Genomic DNA, 14673 nt, shown 5'->3' on the forward strand with positions numbered 1-14673 from the left:
CCCCGCTCACGCCGAACCGTGGGGCGGCTGCGCGCGCTGCTCCTCGACGAGCTCGGCAGAGAAGAACTCGAGGGCCGTCTTGGTCTTCGTCTGCTGCTCGCCCGAGACGTCCAGGCCCTTGGCGGCCAGGAAGGCCCTCAGCTCAGCCGCGGCCTGGAAGGCCTCGGCGGGAGGGCACTTGGCCGACAGCTCGACGATCCGCGACCCGTCGGGATAGAACCAGAGCTCGGCGACGAGGCGCATGCGCAGCTCGGGGGGACGCAGCTTCAGCTTGAAGACCGTGATCGGGCCGAGGATCGACAGGTCGTCCAGCTCGAGGCCCTCCGGCGCATGCGCCTTGTAGAACTGCCGCTGCTCCTTGGAGTACAGCTTGTGGATGCCCTTGCGGCCCGCTGCGACGTCCAGCACGTCCGCGGAGCCCAAGGTGGCCTTCATGGTCGCGGAGCACACGAAGCCGCCCGGCATCGCGTCGACCTCGACGACGAGGTTGTCCGAGCTCCGCTCCTGCTGCACCTCGGCCGGCACCACGGGCCGCAGCTTGACCACGGAGTCGTCCCCCCGCCCCTGCACCCGCCGAGCCCTGACGACCACACCCACCCCGTTGAGGGCCAGGTCAGGGGTGTCGAAGAAGTACACCTGCCGGATCTGCGCGTCGAGCGGGTCCACGCCCAGGGCCGCCACGGCCGCGCGTCGATAGGAGTCCGGCACCGTCAGCTTGAGCTCGACGCTGTCCGCGTCCCTGGCCAGCGCCAGCACCTCGCCGACCTGGGCGTCGGTGAGTCGGGCCGGGGCTTCCTCTGCACTGCTGGACATCGCGTGCTTCCTTCTACTCGTTGGACGTCAGACCGGGTTGTCGGCCGCGGGGGCCGGGTGCCACGAGCCCCAACGTCGAGGTGCGGGCAGCGATGATCGCGCTGGCGCCTCCGCGGGAGGACCGAGGTGGTCGGACAGCTCCTCCTTGGCCTGCTTGCGGACCAGGAGCACCACGAAGTCCCGGACCGGCGCGCTGTCGTAGTGCGACCAGAGGCACTGCACGAGGACGGACACCTGGTCGCCCGGGACCGACGGGAACTCGGCCTGCAGCTCGAGCACGAGCGAGCTCATCGCCAGCCCCTCGTCCTTCTCCCCCCGCTGGAGCGGAGTGCGCGGACCCGGGTCGTCGACCTCGATCGTCATGGCTGGCCCACTTTCCGCTCTCAGGATCCTCGGGCCCTCCGGACCCATGGCTGGTGCATCCACGATGAGCACTCCCCGCGGTCGCCGCATCCTCCGGAGCGGGTGAGTCGTTCGGATGCGCCTAGCCTTGACCCATGCGCCTGCTGCTCCTCCGCCACGGTCAGACCTCTGCCAACACGACCGCCGCGCTGGACACCGCCGCCCCCGGGCACGAGCTCACCGAGCTCGGCCTCCGTCAGGCGCGGGCAGCCGGCCGCGCCCTCGGCACGCTCGGCATCGGCGCCGTCGCGGTCTCCACGGCCACCCGCACGAGCCAGACCGCGATGCCGCTCGTCCGGTCGCTCGGGCTGGAGCCGGTCCGGCACGACGGACTCCGCGAGATCGCGGCCGGCGACTTCGAGATGCGCAACGACCACGAGGCCATCGAGGGCTACCTCGGCACCATCGGGGGGTGGCTCGAGGGCGACCTCCTCCGCCGGATGCCCGGCGGCGAGACCGGGCACGAGTTCCTCGCGAGGTACGACGCCGCTGTCGCCCGCGTCTGCGCCCGGGGCAGCGACGTCACCCTGGTCGTGAGCCACGGTGCCGCGATCCGCACCTGGGTCACCCACCGGGCCGGCGGCGACCACGCGCCGATCCACGAGGGCCTGCACAACACGGGCTGCATCACCCTCGACGGGAGCCCCGACGAGGGCTGGACGGTCGCCTCGTGGCACCGCGAGCCCATCGGCGGAGCGTGGCTCGACGACCTGTCCGCCCCGGACCCGACCGGGGCGACCTCGACCCCGACGAGGCAGCCGAGGACTCCCCTCAGTCCTCCGGGTCGTAGCCCAGGTTGGGCGACAGCCAGCGCTCCGTCTCGGTGAGGCTCCAGCCCTTGCGCTCGGCGTAGTCGGCGACCTGGTCGCGGCCGAGGCGACCGACGACGAAGTACTGCGACTGCGGGTGGGAGAAGTACCAGCCCGACACCGCGGCGCCCGGCCACATCGCCATCGACTCGGTGAGCTCGATGCCGGCGCGCGCCTCGACGTCCAGGAGGTCCCACAGCGTGAGCTTCTCGGTGTGGTCGGGGCACGCGGGGTAGCCCGGCGCCGGGCGGATCCCGGTGTAGCGCTCCGCGATCAGGTCCTCGTTGGCCAGGGTCTCGTCGCTCGCGTGACCCCAGAACTCGGTGCGGACCCGCTGGTGCAGGCGCTCGGCGAAGGCCTCGGCCAGCCGGTCGGCGAGCGACTCGAGCAGGATCGCCGAGTAGTCGTCGTGCTCGGCCTTGAACTTCTCGATCCGCTCCCGGATGCCGTGCCCGGCCGTGACGGCGAAGCCGCCCACGTGGTCCGCGAGCCCGGTCTCCCGGGGGGCCACGAAGTCGCTGAGCGCCCGGTTGGGGACCCCTGAGCGGTGCTCCCCCTGCTGGCGCAGGTGGTGGAGCGTGGTGAGCACCTCGGAGCGGGTGTCGTCGGTGTAGACCTCGACGTCGTCGCCGAGCCCGTTGGCCGGGAAGAAGCCGTAGACCCCGCGGGCGGTCAGCCACCCCTCCTCGACGATCCGGTCGAGCATGTCCTGCGCGTCGTCGTACAGCTTGCGGGCCACCTCGGCGGTGGTCGGGTTGTTGAGGATGTCGGGGAACTTGCCCTTCATCTCCCACGCGTTGAAGAACGGCTGCCAGTCGATGTAGTCGCGCAGCTCGCCGAGGTCGTAGTCGTCGAGCACGTGCACGCCGGCCTGCGCGGGCGCGGGCGGCCGGTAGTCGCTCCAGTCGATCGGCGTCGCGTTGGCGCGTGCGCCCTCGAGCGTGAGCATCGGGCGGTCGTGCTTGGCCGAGTGCCGGGTCCGCAGCGAGTCGTAGTCGGCCTTGACGTCGGCCAGCAGCCGGGTGCGCTGCTTGGCGTCGAGCAGTGCGGCAGCCGTCGGCACCGAGCGTGAGGCGTCCTTGACCCACACGACGGGCCCGTCGTACCTCGGGTCCACCTTGACCGCCGTGTGGGCGCGTGAGGTCGTCGCGCCGCCGATCATGAGCGGGATCTCGAGGCCCTGGCGCTGCATCTCTGTGGCGAAGTTGACCATCTCGTCCAGCGACGGGGTGATCAGCCCGGACAGGCCGATGATGTCCGCGCCCACCTCGGCGGCGGTGTCGAGGATCTTCTGCGCCGGCACCATCACCCCGAGGTCGATGACCTCGTAGTTGTTGCACTGGAGGACCACGCCGACGATGTTCTTGCCGATGTCGTGGACGTCGCCCTTGACGGTGGCCATCACGATCGTGCCGTTGGTGTCCTTCGCGGTGGCGTACTCCGGGTTGTCGAGCTTCTCCTGCTCGATGAAGGGGATCAGGTAGGCGACCGCCTTCTTCATCACCCGGGCGCTCTTCACCACCTGTGGGAGGAACATCTTGCCGGCGCCGAACAGGTCGCCGACGACGTTCATGCCGTCCATCAGCGGGCCCTCGATCACCTCGATCGGGCGGCCGCCGCGCTCGGCGATCTCGGCACGGAGGATCTCGGTGTCCGACTCGACGTGGGCGTCGATGCCCTTGACCAGGGCGTGCGTGATGCGCTCGCCGATCGGCAGCGCGCGCCACTCCTCCTCGGTCACCTCGGCCGCCTGACCGGCCCGGTTGTGCTCCTCGGCGATCTCGAGCAACCGCTCGGCGGCGTCGGGTCGGCGGTTGAGGACGACGTCCTCGATCCGCTCCCGCAGGGCGGGGTCGACCTCGTCGTAGACGGTCAGGGCGCCGGCGTTGACGATGCCCATGTCGAGTCCCGCCTCGATGGCGTGGAAGAGGAAGACGGCGTGGATGGCCTCGCGCACCGGGTTGTTGCCGCGGAACGAGAACGACACGTTGGAGATGCCGCCGCTGACCTTGGCGCCGGGGAGGTTCTGCTTGATCCAGCGGGTCGCCTCGATGAAGTCGAGGCCGTACGACGCGTGCTCCTCGATGCCGGTCGCCACGGCGAAGACGTTGGGGTCGAAGATGATGTCCTCGGGCGGGAAGTCGACCTCGTCGACGAGGATCCGGTAGGCCCGCTCGCAGATCTGCTTGCGGCGCTCGAGGTTGTCGGCCTGGCCGTCCTCGTCGAAGGCCATCACGACCGCGGCCGCGCCGTACTGGCGGCACAGGCGTGCCTGCTCGCGGAACTTGTCCTCCCCCTCCTTCATCGAGATGGAGTTGACGATCGCCTTGCCCTGGACGCACTTGAGGCCGGCCTCGATCACCTCCCACTTGGAGGAGTCGACCATCACCGGCACCCGGCTGATGTCGGGCTCGGAGGCGATCAGCTTGAGGAAGCGGTCCATGGCCGCGACCCCGTCGATCATCCCCTCGTCCATGTTGACGTCGATGACCTGGGCGCCGTTCTCCACCTGCTGCGCGGCCACCGACAGGGCGGCGTCGTAGTCGCCGTCCTTGATGAGCGTGCGGAAGCGGGCGGAGCCGGTGATGTTGGTGCGCTCGCCGACGTTGACGAAGAGGCTGTCGGCGTTGATCGTGAACGGCTCGAGGCCGGAGAGGCGCATGGCGGGGGCGACCTCGACCGGCACCCGCGGGGTCTTGTCCGCCACGGCGTCCGCGATGGCACGGATGTGGGCGGGCGTGGTGCCGCAGCACCCGCCGACGAGGTTGACGAGGCCGCTCTCGGCGAACTCCGACACGATGGCCGCGGTCTCCTCGGCCGCCTCGTCGTACTCACCGAAGGCGTTGGGCAGGCCGGCGTTGGGGTACGCCGACACGAAGACGTCGGCGATGCGCGACAGCTCGGCGACGTACGGACGCATCTCCCGGGCGCCGAGAGCACAGTTGAGCCCGACGAGCAACGGGCGCGCATGGCGCACCGAGTTCCAGAAGGCCTCGGTCGTCTGCCCGGACAGGGTGCGCCCGGACGCGTCGGTGATGGTGCCGCTGATGACGACCGGCCAGCGACGCCCGAGGTCGGTGAAGACCTGGTCGACCGCCGAGATGGCCGCCTTGGCGTTGAGGGTGTCGAAGATCGTCTCGATGATGACGAGGTCGGCGCCGCCGTCGAGCAGGCCGCGGGTCGCCTCGGAGTACGCCGCGACGAGCTCGTCGTAGGACACGTTGCGGGCCCCCGGGTCGTTGACGTCCGGCGAGATGGAGGCGGTGCGGGTCGTCGGCCCGAGCGCGCCGGCGACGTAGCGCGGCCGCTCGGGCGTCCGGGCGCTCACCTCGTCGCAGACGGTGCGGGCGAGCCGGGCGGCCTCGAGGTTGATCTCGTAGGCCAGCTCCTCCAAGCCGTAGTCCGACAGCGAGATCGAGTTGGCGTTGAACGTGTTGGTCTCGATGATGTCCGCGCCGGCCTCGAGGTACTCGCGGTGGATCTCCTCGATGATGTGCGGCTGGGTCAGCGTCAGCAGGTCGTTGTTGCCGACCAGGTCGCTCTCCCAGTCCGCGAAGCGCTCGCCCCGGTAGCCCGCCTCGTCCGGCCGGTCCCGCTGGATGGCCGTGCCCATGGCGCCGTCGATGACCAGGATCCGCTCGCGCATGGTGGCGGCGAGCTCCTCGGTGGCATCGGGGCGGTGCTGGCTCACGGACTCGGGACTCACAGGGCTCTCGGCTCCTCTCGGCTGGGATCGCCAGCCTAGGTTCGGCGTTCCACTGTGTGGACACCATTCCCAGATCGTGACACCGCCCGGCGGTGCCCCCGAAATCCCGGGCACCCCCCGGGAGTCGGTCCCGGTGGTGCCGTCCGGGCGCCGGGCATGGCCCGCGTGGGGGTCGAGCGCCGACCGGTCGGGGGATCCCCGCGCCGCCCGGGACGCCTAGCGTCGCGGCGTGGGGTGTTCGAGCCAGGGGGCCGGGGACCTTGTTCGTGGGGAGCGACCGCCGCCGTGACGGGGGCGGCGGCGCTCGCTCGGACCCGCCGCCGCGGTTGGCCGCCGCTCGGGCCGCCGCGCGGACTACGCTGGAACGGTGATCGAGTTCGACGATGTCCAGGACCTGGTGTCTCCCGTGGTGATCGCGGCCTTCGAGGGCTGGAACGACGCAGCGGACGCCGCGTCCTCGGTCGTCGACCACCTCATGGACGTGTGGGACGCCCACGTCATCGGGGCCATCGACCCCGAGGAGTTCTACGACTTCCAGGTCAACCGCCCGATGGTGGGCACCGACGACAACGGCCACCGGCGGCTCACGTGGCCCACCACCCGGATCGCGATCGCCTCTCCCCCGGGCCTGCACCGCGACGTGATCCTCATCCGTGGCATCGAGCCCAACATGCGCTGGCGCCAGTTCTGCGCCGAGCTGCTCGCCGCCTGCGACGACCTCGGGGGCGAGCTCGTGGTGACCCTCGGGGCGTTGCTGGCCGACGCACCGCACACCCGCCCCATCCCGGTCACCGGGACCGCCACGGAGCCCGACCTGGTGGACCGGCTCAAGCTCGAGCAGTCGACGTACGAGGGTCCGACGGGCATCGTCGGCGTCTTCCAGGACGCGTGCATCCAGCTCGACATCCCGGCCGCGTCCTACTGGGCCGCCGTGCCGCACTACGTCGCGCAGCCGCCCTGCCCCAAGGCGACCCTGGCCCTCATCGGGCAGCTCGAGGACCTGCTGGAGTGCAGCATCCCCCTCGGCGACCTCCCCGAGGACGCCAAGGCCTGGGAGCGGGGGGTCGACGAGCTCGCCGAGGAGGACGAGGACGTCGCCGACTACATCCGGGCGCTCGAGGAGACGCGGGACACCGCCGACCTCCCCGAGGCGAGCGGCGAGGCGATCGCCCGCGAGTTCGAGCGCTACCTCAAGCGCCGCGACCAGGACTGATCAGAGAGCGAGCCCGAGCGCCGCGTCGAGCACCGGCAGCAGGGTCGCGGCCGCGTCCCGGTCGCTGGTGTCGGCGAGCCCGTGGTCTCCCAGGGTGGCGGCGACCCAGCCCTCGACCGCGGCGACGGCCGTCGGGGCGTCGAGGTCGTCGGCCAGGGCAGCGAGCACGGCCTCGACGACGGGTCCGGACGGGGCGCCGGCGCCGAGGGAGAACGCCTTGCGCCAGGAGTCGAGGGTGTCCACCGCGTCCCAGAGCTGGGCGTCGGTCCACTCCCAGTCGCTGCGGTAGTGGTGGCGCAGCAGCACCAGGCGGATGGCCATCGGGTCGACGTCGCTGTTGCGCAGCGCCGAGACGAAGACCAGGTTGCCCTTGGACTTGGACATCTTCTCGCCGTCGTACGCCACCATCCCGGCGTGGGCGTAGGCGCGGGCCAGGCGCTCGCCCGGCGAGGCGACCTGCGCGTGACCCGCGGACATCTCGTGGTGCGGGAAGACCAGGTCGCTCCCGCCGCCCTGCACGTCGAACGCCGAGCCGAGGTGCTCGAGCGCGATCGCGCTGCACTCGATGTGCCACCCGGGTCGTCCCGGACCGAAGGGGCTGTCCCACGCCGGCTCGCCGTCGCGCTCCCCACGCCACACGATGCAGTCGAGGGGGTCCTTCTTGCCCGGGCGGTCGGGGTCGCCGCCGCGGTCGGGGAAGACGCGGAGCATGGTCTCGCGGTCCCAACCGGACACGTCGCCGAACGCCGGGTCCGCGGTGACGGAGAAGTAGAGGTCGGTCTCCACCTGGTAGACGGCGCCGGCCTCCTGGAGCCGCTGGATGAGCTCGATGACGAGCGGGATCGACTCGACGGCACCGATGTAGTGGTCCGGGGCGAGGACCCGCAGCGCCTCCATGTCGTGGCGGAAGAGCTCGGTCTCCCGCTCGGCCAGCTCGACCCAGTCGACGCCGACCCTGGTGGCCCGCTCGAGCAGCGGGTCGTCGACGTCGGTGACGTTCTGGACGTAGCGGACCTCGTGCCCGGCGCTGCGCCAGGCCCGGTTGAGGAGGTCGAAGGCGACGTACGTCGCCGCGTGGCCCATGTGCGTGGCGTCGTAGGGCGTGATGCCGCAGACGTAGAGGCGTGCCGGGCCCTCGGGACGGGTCTCGACGAGCTCACCCGTCGCGGTGTCGTGCACCCGCACGACGGGCCCTGCGAGGGGGAGGGCGGGGACGTCGGGAGAGGACCAGCTGCGCATGCCGGGCAGCCTATCCGGCGGTGCGGGCGCGAGACCTAGAAGGGCGGCCAGGGGATGACCGGCCAGGATCCCTGCGGATCGGGCAGCACGCCGGTGCGCAGCAGCCGCTCCGCGCGCCGGCGGGTGGCGTCGACCTCGCTGACCGCGAGCAGGTCCTCGAGCCGCTCCCCCAGGTCACCGCGCAGTGCGTCGAGCACCGTCTCGACCCCGGCGATCTCCTCCTCGGTCAGGGGCTCGCCGGCCCAGCCCCACAGCACCGTGCGCAGCTTGTGCTCGACGTGGAAGGTGACACCGTGGTCGACGCCGTACCGGTGCCCGTCGGGCATGGCCAGCACGTGGCCACCCTTGCGGTCGGCGTTGTTGACGACGACGTCGAGGACCGCCATCCGGCGCAGCGCGTCGGTGTCCTCGTGGACGAGCGAGATCGGCCGGTCGGACTCGTCGAGGCCGTCGAAGACGTGGCGGTAGCCGTCGGGCACCCGGCCGCCGGGCACCAGGTCCACCGCGTCCTGGCCCGGGTCGGGCTCGCGCCACAGCTGCACCATGCCGGGCCCGTGCGGCCCCTCGCGCAGGATCGTGAGCGGGACGACGTCCCACCCGAACGCCTCCGACACGGCGTACGACGCCACCTCGCGCGCCGCGAGCGTGCCGTCCGGGAAGTCCCACAGCGGGCGCTCCCCGCGGATGGGCTTGTAGACGCAGCGCACGCCGTCGATCTCGCCGACGAAGGTCGCGTTGGAGGCGGGCATGACGCGTCCGTGGAGCGTGATCTCGCCCGCGAGCACGTCGGCGCCGGTCCGCTCGGTCACGGGCGGGTCAGGCCTGCGGGTCGCGACGCTTGAAGCCGTTGGCGCGCACGCACAGGTGGCCCGCGGGGTCGACCGGGTTGCCGCAGAACGGGCAGTCGGGCCGACCGGCGCCGATGACGGTGCGGGCTCGCCCGACGAAGGCGCGTGCGGCACCGGCGGTCAGCCGGACGAGGAAGATCTCGTCGGGCTCCGGCTCCTCGAGGTCCTCGTCGAGCTGCTCGGGGGACACGACTGCGGCCTCCGTGTAGGGGAACACCTCGATGACGATCCGCTCGGTCGCGGAGTCCCAGGACAGCGTCATCGTGCCGGCGCGGAACTCCTCCTCGATGGGCTGCTCGAGGGGGTCGTTGTCGACGAGGTCGAAGGGTGCGACGGCAGGCACGAGCGCACTGCCGCCGGCGGCCTGCATGACCTCGTCGAGCAGCTCGTCGACACGCTCGGCGAGCGCCTCGACCTGCTGCTTCTCGAGGGCGACGCTGGTGAGGCGGGCGCCGTCGCGGGCCTGCAGGAAGAAGGTCCGCTGACCGGGCTCGCCGACGGTGCCGGCGACGAAGCGCTCGGGCGGGTCGAAGGCGTGGACGAGAGGCATGCCACTCACCCTAGGACCCAGCCGGGGACGTGTCCGGCCCGGCACCACCGCCGACCGGCGCATCGGCGGTACGACGACGCCTGGACGCCTTCTTCGCCGGCGGCGGGCTGAGCCAGGAGAGGTCGCCCGCGGACGTGTTCGTGCCGAGGACGTAGGGGCGCGACTCGGTGTAGCGCACGATCGACACCGACGCCGGGTCGACCTGGATGCGCTGGAAGAGGTCGAGGTGGGTGCCGAGGGCATCGGCCAGGATCGCCTTGATGACGTCGCCGTGGCTCACCGCCAGCCAGACCGCTCCGGGGCCGTGCTCGGCCTCGACCAGGCGGTCGTGGCGTCGTACGGCCTCGACGGCGCGGTCCTGCATCGCCCGCATCGACTCCCCGCCCGGGAAGGCGGCGGCGGACGGCTGGCCCTGCACGACCTTCCAGAGCGGCTCCTTGGCGAGGTCCTTGAGCTCGCGGCCCTGCCACTCGCCGTAGTCGCACTCGCTGAGCCGGCGCTCGGTGGTGATGGCCAGGTCGCCGGCCTGGGCCCGCGTGATGGCCCGGGTCGTCTGCTTGCAGCGCTCGAGCGGGCTGGAGACGGCCGCCACCAGGCGCACCGGGGCGAGCCGGTCGGCGGTCGCGACCGCCTGCTCGGTGCCCCGGTCGTCGAGCCGGACACCGGGCAGCCGACCCGCCAGCACGCCCGTGGCGTTGGCGGTGGTCCGGCCGTGTCGCACGAGGATCACGGTTGCCATGGTGGCGACCCTAATGGGCATAGCCTGACCGGGTGATCGTCGACAACGCGCTCTACCACGAGGGCGTGCGTGTCCCCCTCGACGACGGGGACCCCAGCCTCGGTCACGCCCGGGTCCCGTGCGGTCGCGGCGACTTCCAGTGGGTGGGCCTCCACGACCCCACCGACGAGGAGCTCCAGCAGATCGCCACGACCTTCGACCTGCACCCGCTGGCGGTCGAGGACGCGGGCGACTCCCACCAGCGCCCCAAGGTGGAGCGCTACGGCGACACGCTCTTCCTCGTCCTCAAGACGCTCTGGTACGTCGACGAGGACGACGCCGTGGAGACCGGGGAGATCAACCTGTTCATCGGCCCCGACTTCGTGATCACCGTCCGGCACGGGCAGGGCATCAACCTCGGCACCGCCCGCCGGGACCTCGAGCAGCGGGCCCAGGTGCTCGAGCACGGCCCGATGGCGGTGATGTACGCCATCTGCGACCGCGTGGTCGACGAGTACGAGAAGGTCGGCGCCTCCCTCGAGATCGACGTGGACGAGGTCGAGGAGTCGGTCTTCTCCCCCGCCCGCACCGACGACTCCGTCCGCATCTACACCCTCAAGCGGGAGATCGCGGAGGTACGCCGCGCGGTGATGCCGCTGCGCGAGCCGATGCGCCGCTTCGCCTCAGCCGAGCTGAGTGGGATCGACGAGCAGACCGCGACCTACTTCCGCGACGTCTCCGACCACCTCCACCGGGTGTCGGAGGTCATCGACAACCTCGACGTGCTGCTGTCCACCGCGTTCGACGCCCACCTGGCCCGCATCTCGGTCCAGCAGAACGAGGACATGCGCAAGATCTCCGCCGGCGCGGCCCTGATCGTGGTGCCCACCCTCATCGCCGGGATCTACGGCATGAACTTCGACCAGATGCCCGAGCTGCACTGGACCTATGGCTACCCGTTCGCCATCGCGCTCATGGTCGGAGTCTCCTCGGTCCTGCTGTGGTTCTTCAAGAAGTCGGGATGGCTCTGAGCGGTCCCGCGACCACCCGGCCGAGCGCCTGGCGGGTGGTGTGGTGGTTCGGGTTCGTCAGCCTGGCCGCCGACATGGTCTACGAGGGCGCCCGGTCCATGTACGGCCCGGTGCTCGCCGCCCTGGGGGCGTCAGCGGTCCTCGTCGGGGCGGTCACCGGTGCCGGCGATGCGATGGCGCTGGTGCTGCGGTTGTTCTTCGGGCCGGTCGCGGACCGGACCGGTCGCTACTGGACCCTCACGATCGTCGGCTACGGGTTGACCGCCGTCTGCGTGCCTCTCCTCTTCCTGGCGCCCCGGCTGGGCTCCGCCGGACTGGGCTTCGCGGTGACACTGATCCTCCTCGAGCGGCTCGGCAAGGCCGTGCGCTCCCCCTCCAAGTCGGCGCTGCTCGCCCACGTGGCTGGTGCCGTGGGCCGCGGACGCGGCTTCGGGGTGCACAAGGCCCTCGACCAGGTGGGCGCCTTCGCGGGACCGCTGCTCGTGGCTGCCGTGGTGGCCGGCGCGACGTTGTGGGCCGGCATGGCGGTGCTGGCGATCCCCGGGGCGATCACGATGGTGCTGCTGCTCACGCTGCGTCGACGGGTGCCTGACCCGAGCGTCTACGACCCGTCGTCGTCCCCCTCCCCGGACGCCACCCAGGCACCGACCCGCGGCTGGTGGGCCGACGCGGTCGGCGCCGGCCTGCCCGGAGACTTCTTCCGGTACGCCGTCGCGGCCTCGCTCACGACCGGCGCCCTGGTCACCTTCGGGATCATCGGCTACCACCTGACCGTCGAGGGGATCGTCCCCGTCGCCGCCGTGCCCCTCGTGTACGCCGCCGCGATGGCCGTCGAGGCGGTCGCGGCGCTGCTCGTCGGCTGGGTCTACGACCGCACGGGGGCGGCGGTCCTGCTGGTCGTGCCGGTGCTCGTGGCGCTGGTGCCCGCCCTGGCACTCGGTCCCACCCTCGCGACCGTGGTCGTCGGCGTGGTCGTGTGGGGATTCGCCCACGGTGTCCAGGACTCCACGATCAAGGCGGCCGTCGCCGACTTGGTCGAGGCGCCGCGCCGGGCCACGGCGTACGGCGTCTTCGCGGGCATCCAGGGCCTGCTGGCGATCGTGGGCGGGGCCGGCGCGGGCTGGCTCTACGAGCGCTCCCTGACGGCGCTGGTCGTGGTCGTCGCGATCAGCCAGCTGCTGGCGCTGGCCCTGTTGCTGCAGACCTTCAGGCGGACAGCACGCCGGTCGCGAGCAGGATGAGCGTCGCCGAGCCGAGCAGGACGCGGTAGATGACGAACGGCGTGTAGGAGTTCGTCGAGACGTAGCGCAGCAGCCAGGCGATGGCGGCGTACCCGATGACGAACGACACCACCGTGGCGACGAGGGTCGGGCCCCAGCCGTAGGAGTTGTCGCCGTGGGGGATCTCCTTCAGCTCGAAGAGCCCCGCTCCCACGACGGCCGGGATGGCGAGCAGGAAGGCATAGCGCGTGGCGGCCTCGCGCTCGAAGCCGAGCACCCGGCCCATCGAGATCGTCGCGCCGCTGCGGGAGACGCCGGGGATGAGCGCCATGGCCTGGGCGACGCCCATCAGCACGGCGTCCTTCAGGGTGATCTGCTTGATCTCGCGGTCGTCGCTGCTGAAGCGGTCGGCCAGCCCGAGCACGATGCCCATCACGACCAGCGTGGTGCCGACGATCCACAGGTTGCGGAAGTCCTCCTCGATGACGTCCTTGAGCAAGACGCCCAGCACCACGATCGGCAGCGACCCGATGATGATGAACCAGCCCATGCGGGCGTCGAACTGCCCGCGCCACTCCGGCTTGAAGAGCGACAGCAGCCACGCCTTGCCGATGCGCCAGATGTCCTTGCGGAAGTAGATGAGCACCGCCAGCTCGGTGCCGATCTGGATCACCGCGGTGAAGGCGGCGCCCGGGTCGCCCCACCCGAAGAGCTCGGGGAAGATCCGCAGGTGCGCGCTGCTGGAGATCGGCAGGAACTCGGTGAGTCCCTGGATGGTCCCGAGGACGATGGCCTTGAGGAAATCTGACACGCCGCAGGAGCCTACGGGGAGGTGGTTGCGGCGAGCCGAAGGGCCCGCCGGGGTGGGCATGACTAATCTCTGCCGCATGCAGCAGCGCTCGCTCGGCTCGACCGGCCTCAAGGTCTCCCGGCTCGGTCTCGGCACCATGACCTGGGGGCGTGACACCGATGAGCACGAGGCGCGCGACCAGCTGATCGCCTTCGCCGAGGCCGGCGGCACGCTCCTGGACACCGCGGCCGGTTACGGCGACGGCGCCAGCGAGGAGCTCATCGGCACCCTCATCGGCGACGTGGTGGGCCGGGACGAGATCGTGCTGGCGACGAAGGCCGGCATCTCGAGGCGCACCGGCGAGCAGGTCACCAACACCTCGCGTGGGCACCTGCTCACCTCGCTCGACGCATCCCTCGGGCGCCTCGGCGTCGACCACGTGGACCTGTGGCAGGTGCACGTGTGGACCGACGAGACCCCCATCGAGGAGACCCTCAGCGCGCTGGACCTGGCGATCACGTCCGGGCGCGCGTCGTACGTCGGCGTCTCCAACTACACCGGCTGGCAGACCGCGCAGGCCGCCACCTGGCAGCGGGCCGTGCCCGGGCGGACGACGCTCGCCTCCACGCAGGTGGAGTACTCGCTCCTCAACCGCGGGATCGAGCACGAGGTCGTCCCCGCGGCGCGGGCGCTCGGCCTCGGGGTGCTCCCCTGGTCGCCGCTGGGGCGCGGGGTGCTCACCGGCAAGTACCGCTCCGGCACGCCGTCGGACTCTCGCGGCGCCACCGAGCACTTCGGTCGCTTCGTCGGTGTCTACCTCGACGAGCGGGGTCGCTCCATCGTCGAGGGCGTGGCCCGGGCCGCGGACGGCCTGGGCTGGTCCCCGCTCGAGGTGGCGCTGGTGTGGGTGCGCGACCGGCCCGGGGTCACCGCCCCGATCGTGGGAGCGCGGACCGCGGCCCAGCTCCGCGGCGCGCTCGGCATCGAGGAGCTCACGCTGCCCCGGGAGATCGTGGACGCCCTCGACGACGTGAGCGGCGACTGATGGCTCGCGCGCACCGGCGACCGCCGCGGGCGGGGGTGGAGTGGGAGTTCGAGACGCTGACCCTGCCCCGTGACTTCTCTCGCAACGTGGTGACCAGGGTGCTCGTCGAACGCGCGGAGCACGGCGGCTGGGAGCTCGACCGGCTGCGGATCGGCAACGACGGAGTACGACGTGTGGTGCTGCGCCGCAAGATCATCCGCCAGCGCCTGACGCTCTTCGCCGGCTGAGCCTCCTGCGGTCGCCCCGGCCGGGAGCGGGCCACTCAGGGCCACCGGACCTGTGGATCGTC

14 protein-coding genes are annotated in these 14673 nt (G+C 71.6%); 6 read left to right on the plus strand and 8 right to left on the minus strand.

Annotated features, from left to right (window positions below):
• Positions 1 to 6 precede the first annotated feature (6 nt).
• Both DAE25_RS07845 and DAE25_RS07850 read right to left on the minus strand, forming a co-directional pair.
• Positions 7 to 813: an adenylate cyclase gene (locus tag DAE25_RS07845; protein ID WP_107765658.1), complete on the minus strand. Its 807-nt coding sequence runs from the start codon at positions 811 to 813 to the stop codon at positions 7 to 9.
• A 27-nt stretch (positions 814 to 840) separates the two neighbouring features.
• Positions 841 to 1176: a three-helix bundle dimerization domain-containing protein gene (locus DAE25_RS07850; RefSeq protein ID WP_107765659.1), complete on the minus strand. Its 336-nt coding sequence runs from the start codon at positions 1174 to 1176 to the stop codon at positions 841 to 843.
• Positions 1177 to 1310: 134 nt separating this feature from the next.
• Between DAE25_RS07850 and DAE25_RS07855 the strand changes: the two genes are divergently transcribed.
• Positions 1311 to 2042 (plus strand): histidine phosphatase family protein, encoded by a 732-nt coding sequence (locus DAE25_RS07855; protein WP_107765660.1) that lies wholly within the window; start codon positions 1311 to 1313, stop codon positions 2040 to 2042.
• Here the strand turns inward: DAE25_RS07855 and metH are convergent.
• On the minus strand, positions 1987 to 5670 hold the full coding sequence (gene metH, locus DAE25_RS07860; RefSeq protein ID WP_107765909.1) for a methionine synthase: 3684 nt from the start codon (positions 5668 to 5670) through the stop codon (positions 1987 to 1989). The two genes, DAE25_RS07855 and metH, sit on opposite strands and share 56 nt — an antisense overlap.
• A gap of 427 nt (positions 5671 to 6097) precedes the next feature.
• Between metH and DAE25_RS07865 the strand changes: the two genes are divergently transcribed.
• On the plus strand, positions 6098 to 6943 hold the full coding sequence (locus tag DAE25_RS07865) for a PAC2 family protein (RefSeq protein WP_056886667.1): 846 nt from the start codon (positions 6098 to 6100) through the stop codon (positions 6941 to 6943).
• Here DAE25_RS07865 and mshC read toward each other — a convergent pair whose 3' ends face one another.
• Genes mshC through DAE25_RS07885 form a run of 4 tightly spaced genes read right to left on the minus strand, consistent with a single transcriptional unit; the run spans position 6944 to position 10319 of the window.
• The gene (gene mshC / locus DAE25_RS07870; protein ID WP_107765661.1) at positions 6944 to 8182 is read right to left on the minus strand and encodes a cysteine--1-D-myo-inosityl 2-amino-2-deoxy-alpha-D-glucopyranoside ligase; all 1239 of its coding nucleotides are present in this window, start codon (positions 8180 to 8182) and stop codon (positions 6944 to 6946) included. It abuts the gene before it with no gap.
• Between the two features lie 35 nt (positions 8183 to 8217).
• Entirely contained in the window at positions 8218 to 8991 is a 774-nt protein-coding gene (locus DAE25_RS07875; RefSeq protein ID WP_234410915.1) for an SCO1664 family protein, read from the minus strand.
• A gap of 7 nt (positions 8992 to 8998) precedes the next feature.
• Entirely contained in the window at positions 8999 to 9580 is a 582-nt protein-coding gene (locus DAE25_RS07880) for a DUF3090 domain-containing protein (RefSeq protein ID WP_056886665.1), read from the minus strand.
• A gap of 10 nt (positions 9581 to 9590) precedes the next feature.
• Complete coding sequence (locus DAE25_RS07885) at positions 9591 to 10319, minus strand: histidine phosphatase family protein (protein WP_199907486.1); 729 nt, start codon at positions 10317 to 10319, stop codon at positions 9591 to 9593.
• A 32-nt stretch (positions 10320 to 10351) separates the two neighbouring features.
• Between DAE25_RS07885 and corA the strand changes: the two genes are divergently transcribed.
• Both corA and DAE25_RS07895 read left to right on the plus strand, forming a co-directional pair.
• A complete protein-coding gene (gene corA, locus DAE25_RS07890; RefSeq protein WP_107765662.1) occupies positions 10352 to 11329 on the plus strand; it encodes a magnesium/cobalt transporter CorA in 978 nt (325 codons plus the stop codon).
• Positions 11320 to 12570, plus strand: coding sequence for an MFS transporter (locus DAE25_RS07895; protein WP_107765663.1), 1251 nt, complete (start codon positions 11320 to 11322; stop codon positions 12568 to 12570). The genes corA and DAE25_RS07895 overlap by 10 nt, the downstream gene beginning before the upstream one ends.
• Here DAE25_RS07895 and DAE25_RS07900 read toward each other — a convergent pair.
• Complete coding sequence (locus DAE25_RS07900) at positions 12536 to 13360, minus strand: undecaprenyl-diphosphate phosphatase (protein ID WP_234410916.1); 825 nt, start codon at positions 13358 to 13360, stop codon at positions 12536 to 12538. The genes DAE25_RS07895 and DAE25_RS07900 overlap by 35 nt on opposite strands.
• A gap of 76 nt (positions 13361 to 13436) precedes the next feature.
• Between DAE25_RS07900 and DAE25_RS07905 the strand changes: the two genes are divergently transcribed.
• Both DAE25_RS07905 and DAE25_RS07910 read left to right on the plus strand, forming a co-directional pair.
• Positions 13437 to 14384, plus strand: a complete 948-nt coding sequence (locus DAE25_RS07905; protein WP_107765665.1) for an aldo/keto reductase — start codon at positions 13437 to 13439, stop codon at positions 14382 to 14384.
• Positions 14384 to 14611 (plus strand): DUF5703 family protein, encoded by a 228-nt coding sequence (locus DAE25_RS07910; protein WP_107765666.1) that lies wholly within the window; start codon positions 14384 to 14386, stop codon positions 14609 to 14611. The genes DAE25_RS07905 and DAE25_RS07910 overlap by 1 nt, the downstream gene beginning before the upstream one ends.
• Positions 14612 to 14673 lie beyond the last annotated feature (62 nt).

Origin of the sequence: Nocardioides terrigena (assembly GCF_003047265.1) — a bacterium.
Classification (GTDB): domain Bacteria; phylum Actinomycetota; class Actinomycetes; order Propionibacteriales; family Nocardioidaceae; genus Nocardioides; species Nocardioides terrigena.

What these genes read in the sequence shown, in the direction of transcription:
- DAE25_RS07895 (WP_107765663.1), top strand. Translation starts at nt 11,320, where the DNA reads ATGGCTCTGAGCGGTCCCGCGACCACCCGGCCGAGCGCCTGGCGGGTG.
- metH (WP_107765909.1), bottom strand. Translation starts at nt 5,670, where the DNA reads ATGCGCGAGCGGATCCTGGTCATCGACGGCGCCATGGGCACGGCCATC.
- DAE25_RS07880 (WP_056886665.1), bottom strand. Translation starts at nt 9,580, where the DNA reads ATGCCTCTCGTCCACGCCTTCGACCCGCCCGAGCGCTTCGTCGCCGGC.
- DAE25_RS07885 (WP_199907486.1), bottom strand. Translation starts at nt 10,319, where the DNA reads ATGGCAACCGTGATCCTCGTGCGACACGGCCGGACCACCGCCAACGCC.
- DAE25_RS07855 (WP_107765660.1), top strand. Translation starts at nt 1,311, where the DNA reads ATGCGCCTGCTGCTCCTCCGCCACGGTCAGACCTCTGCCAACACGACC.
- DAE25_RS07845 (WP_107765658.1), bottom strand. Translation starts at nt 813, where the DNA reads ATGTCCAGCAGTGCAGAGGAAGCCCCGGCCCGACTCACCGACGCCCAG.
- DAE25_RS07910 (WP_107765666.1), top strand. Translation starts at nt 14,384, where the DNA reads ATGGCTCGCGCGCACCGGCGACCGCCGCGGGCGGGGGTGGAGTGGGAG.
- DAE25_RS07905 (WP_107765665.1), top strand. Translation starts at nt 13,437, where the DNA reads ATGCAGCAGCGCTCGCTCGGCTCGACCGGCCTCAAGGTCTCCCGGCTC.
- mshC (WP_107765661.1), bottom strand. Translation starts at nt 8,182, where the DNA reads ATGCGCAGCTGGTCCTCTCCCGACGTCCCCGCCCTCCCCCTCGCAGGG.
- DAE25_RS07850 (WP_107765659.1), bottom strand. Translation starts at nt 1,176, where the DNA reads ATGACGATCGAGGTCGACGACCCGGGTCCGCGCACTCCGCTCCAGCGG.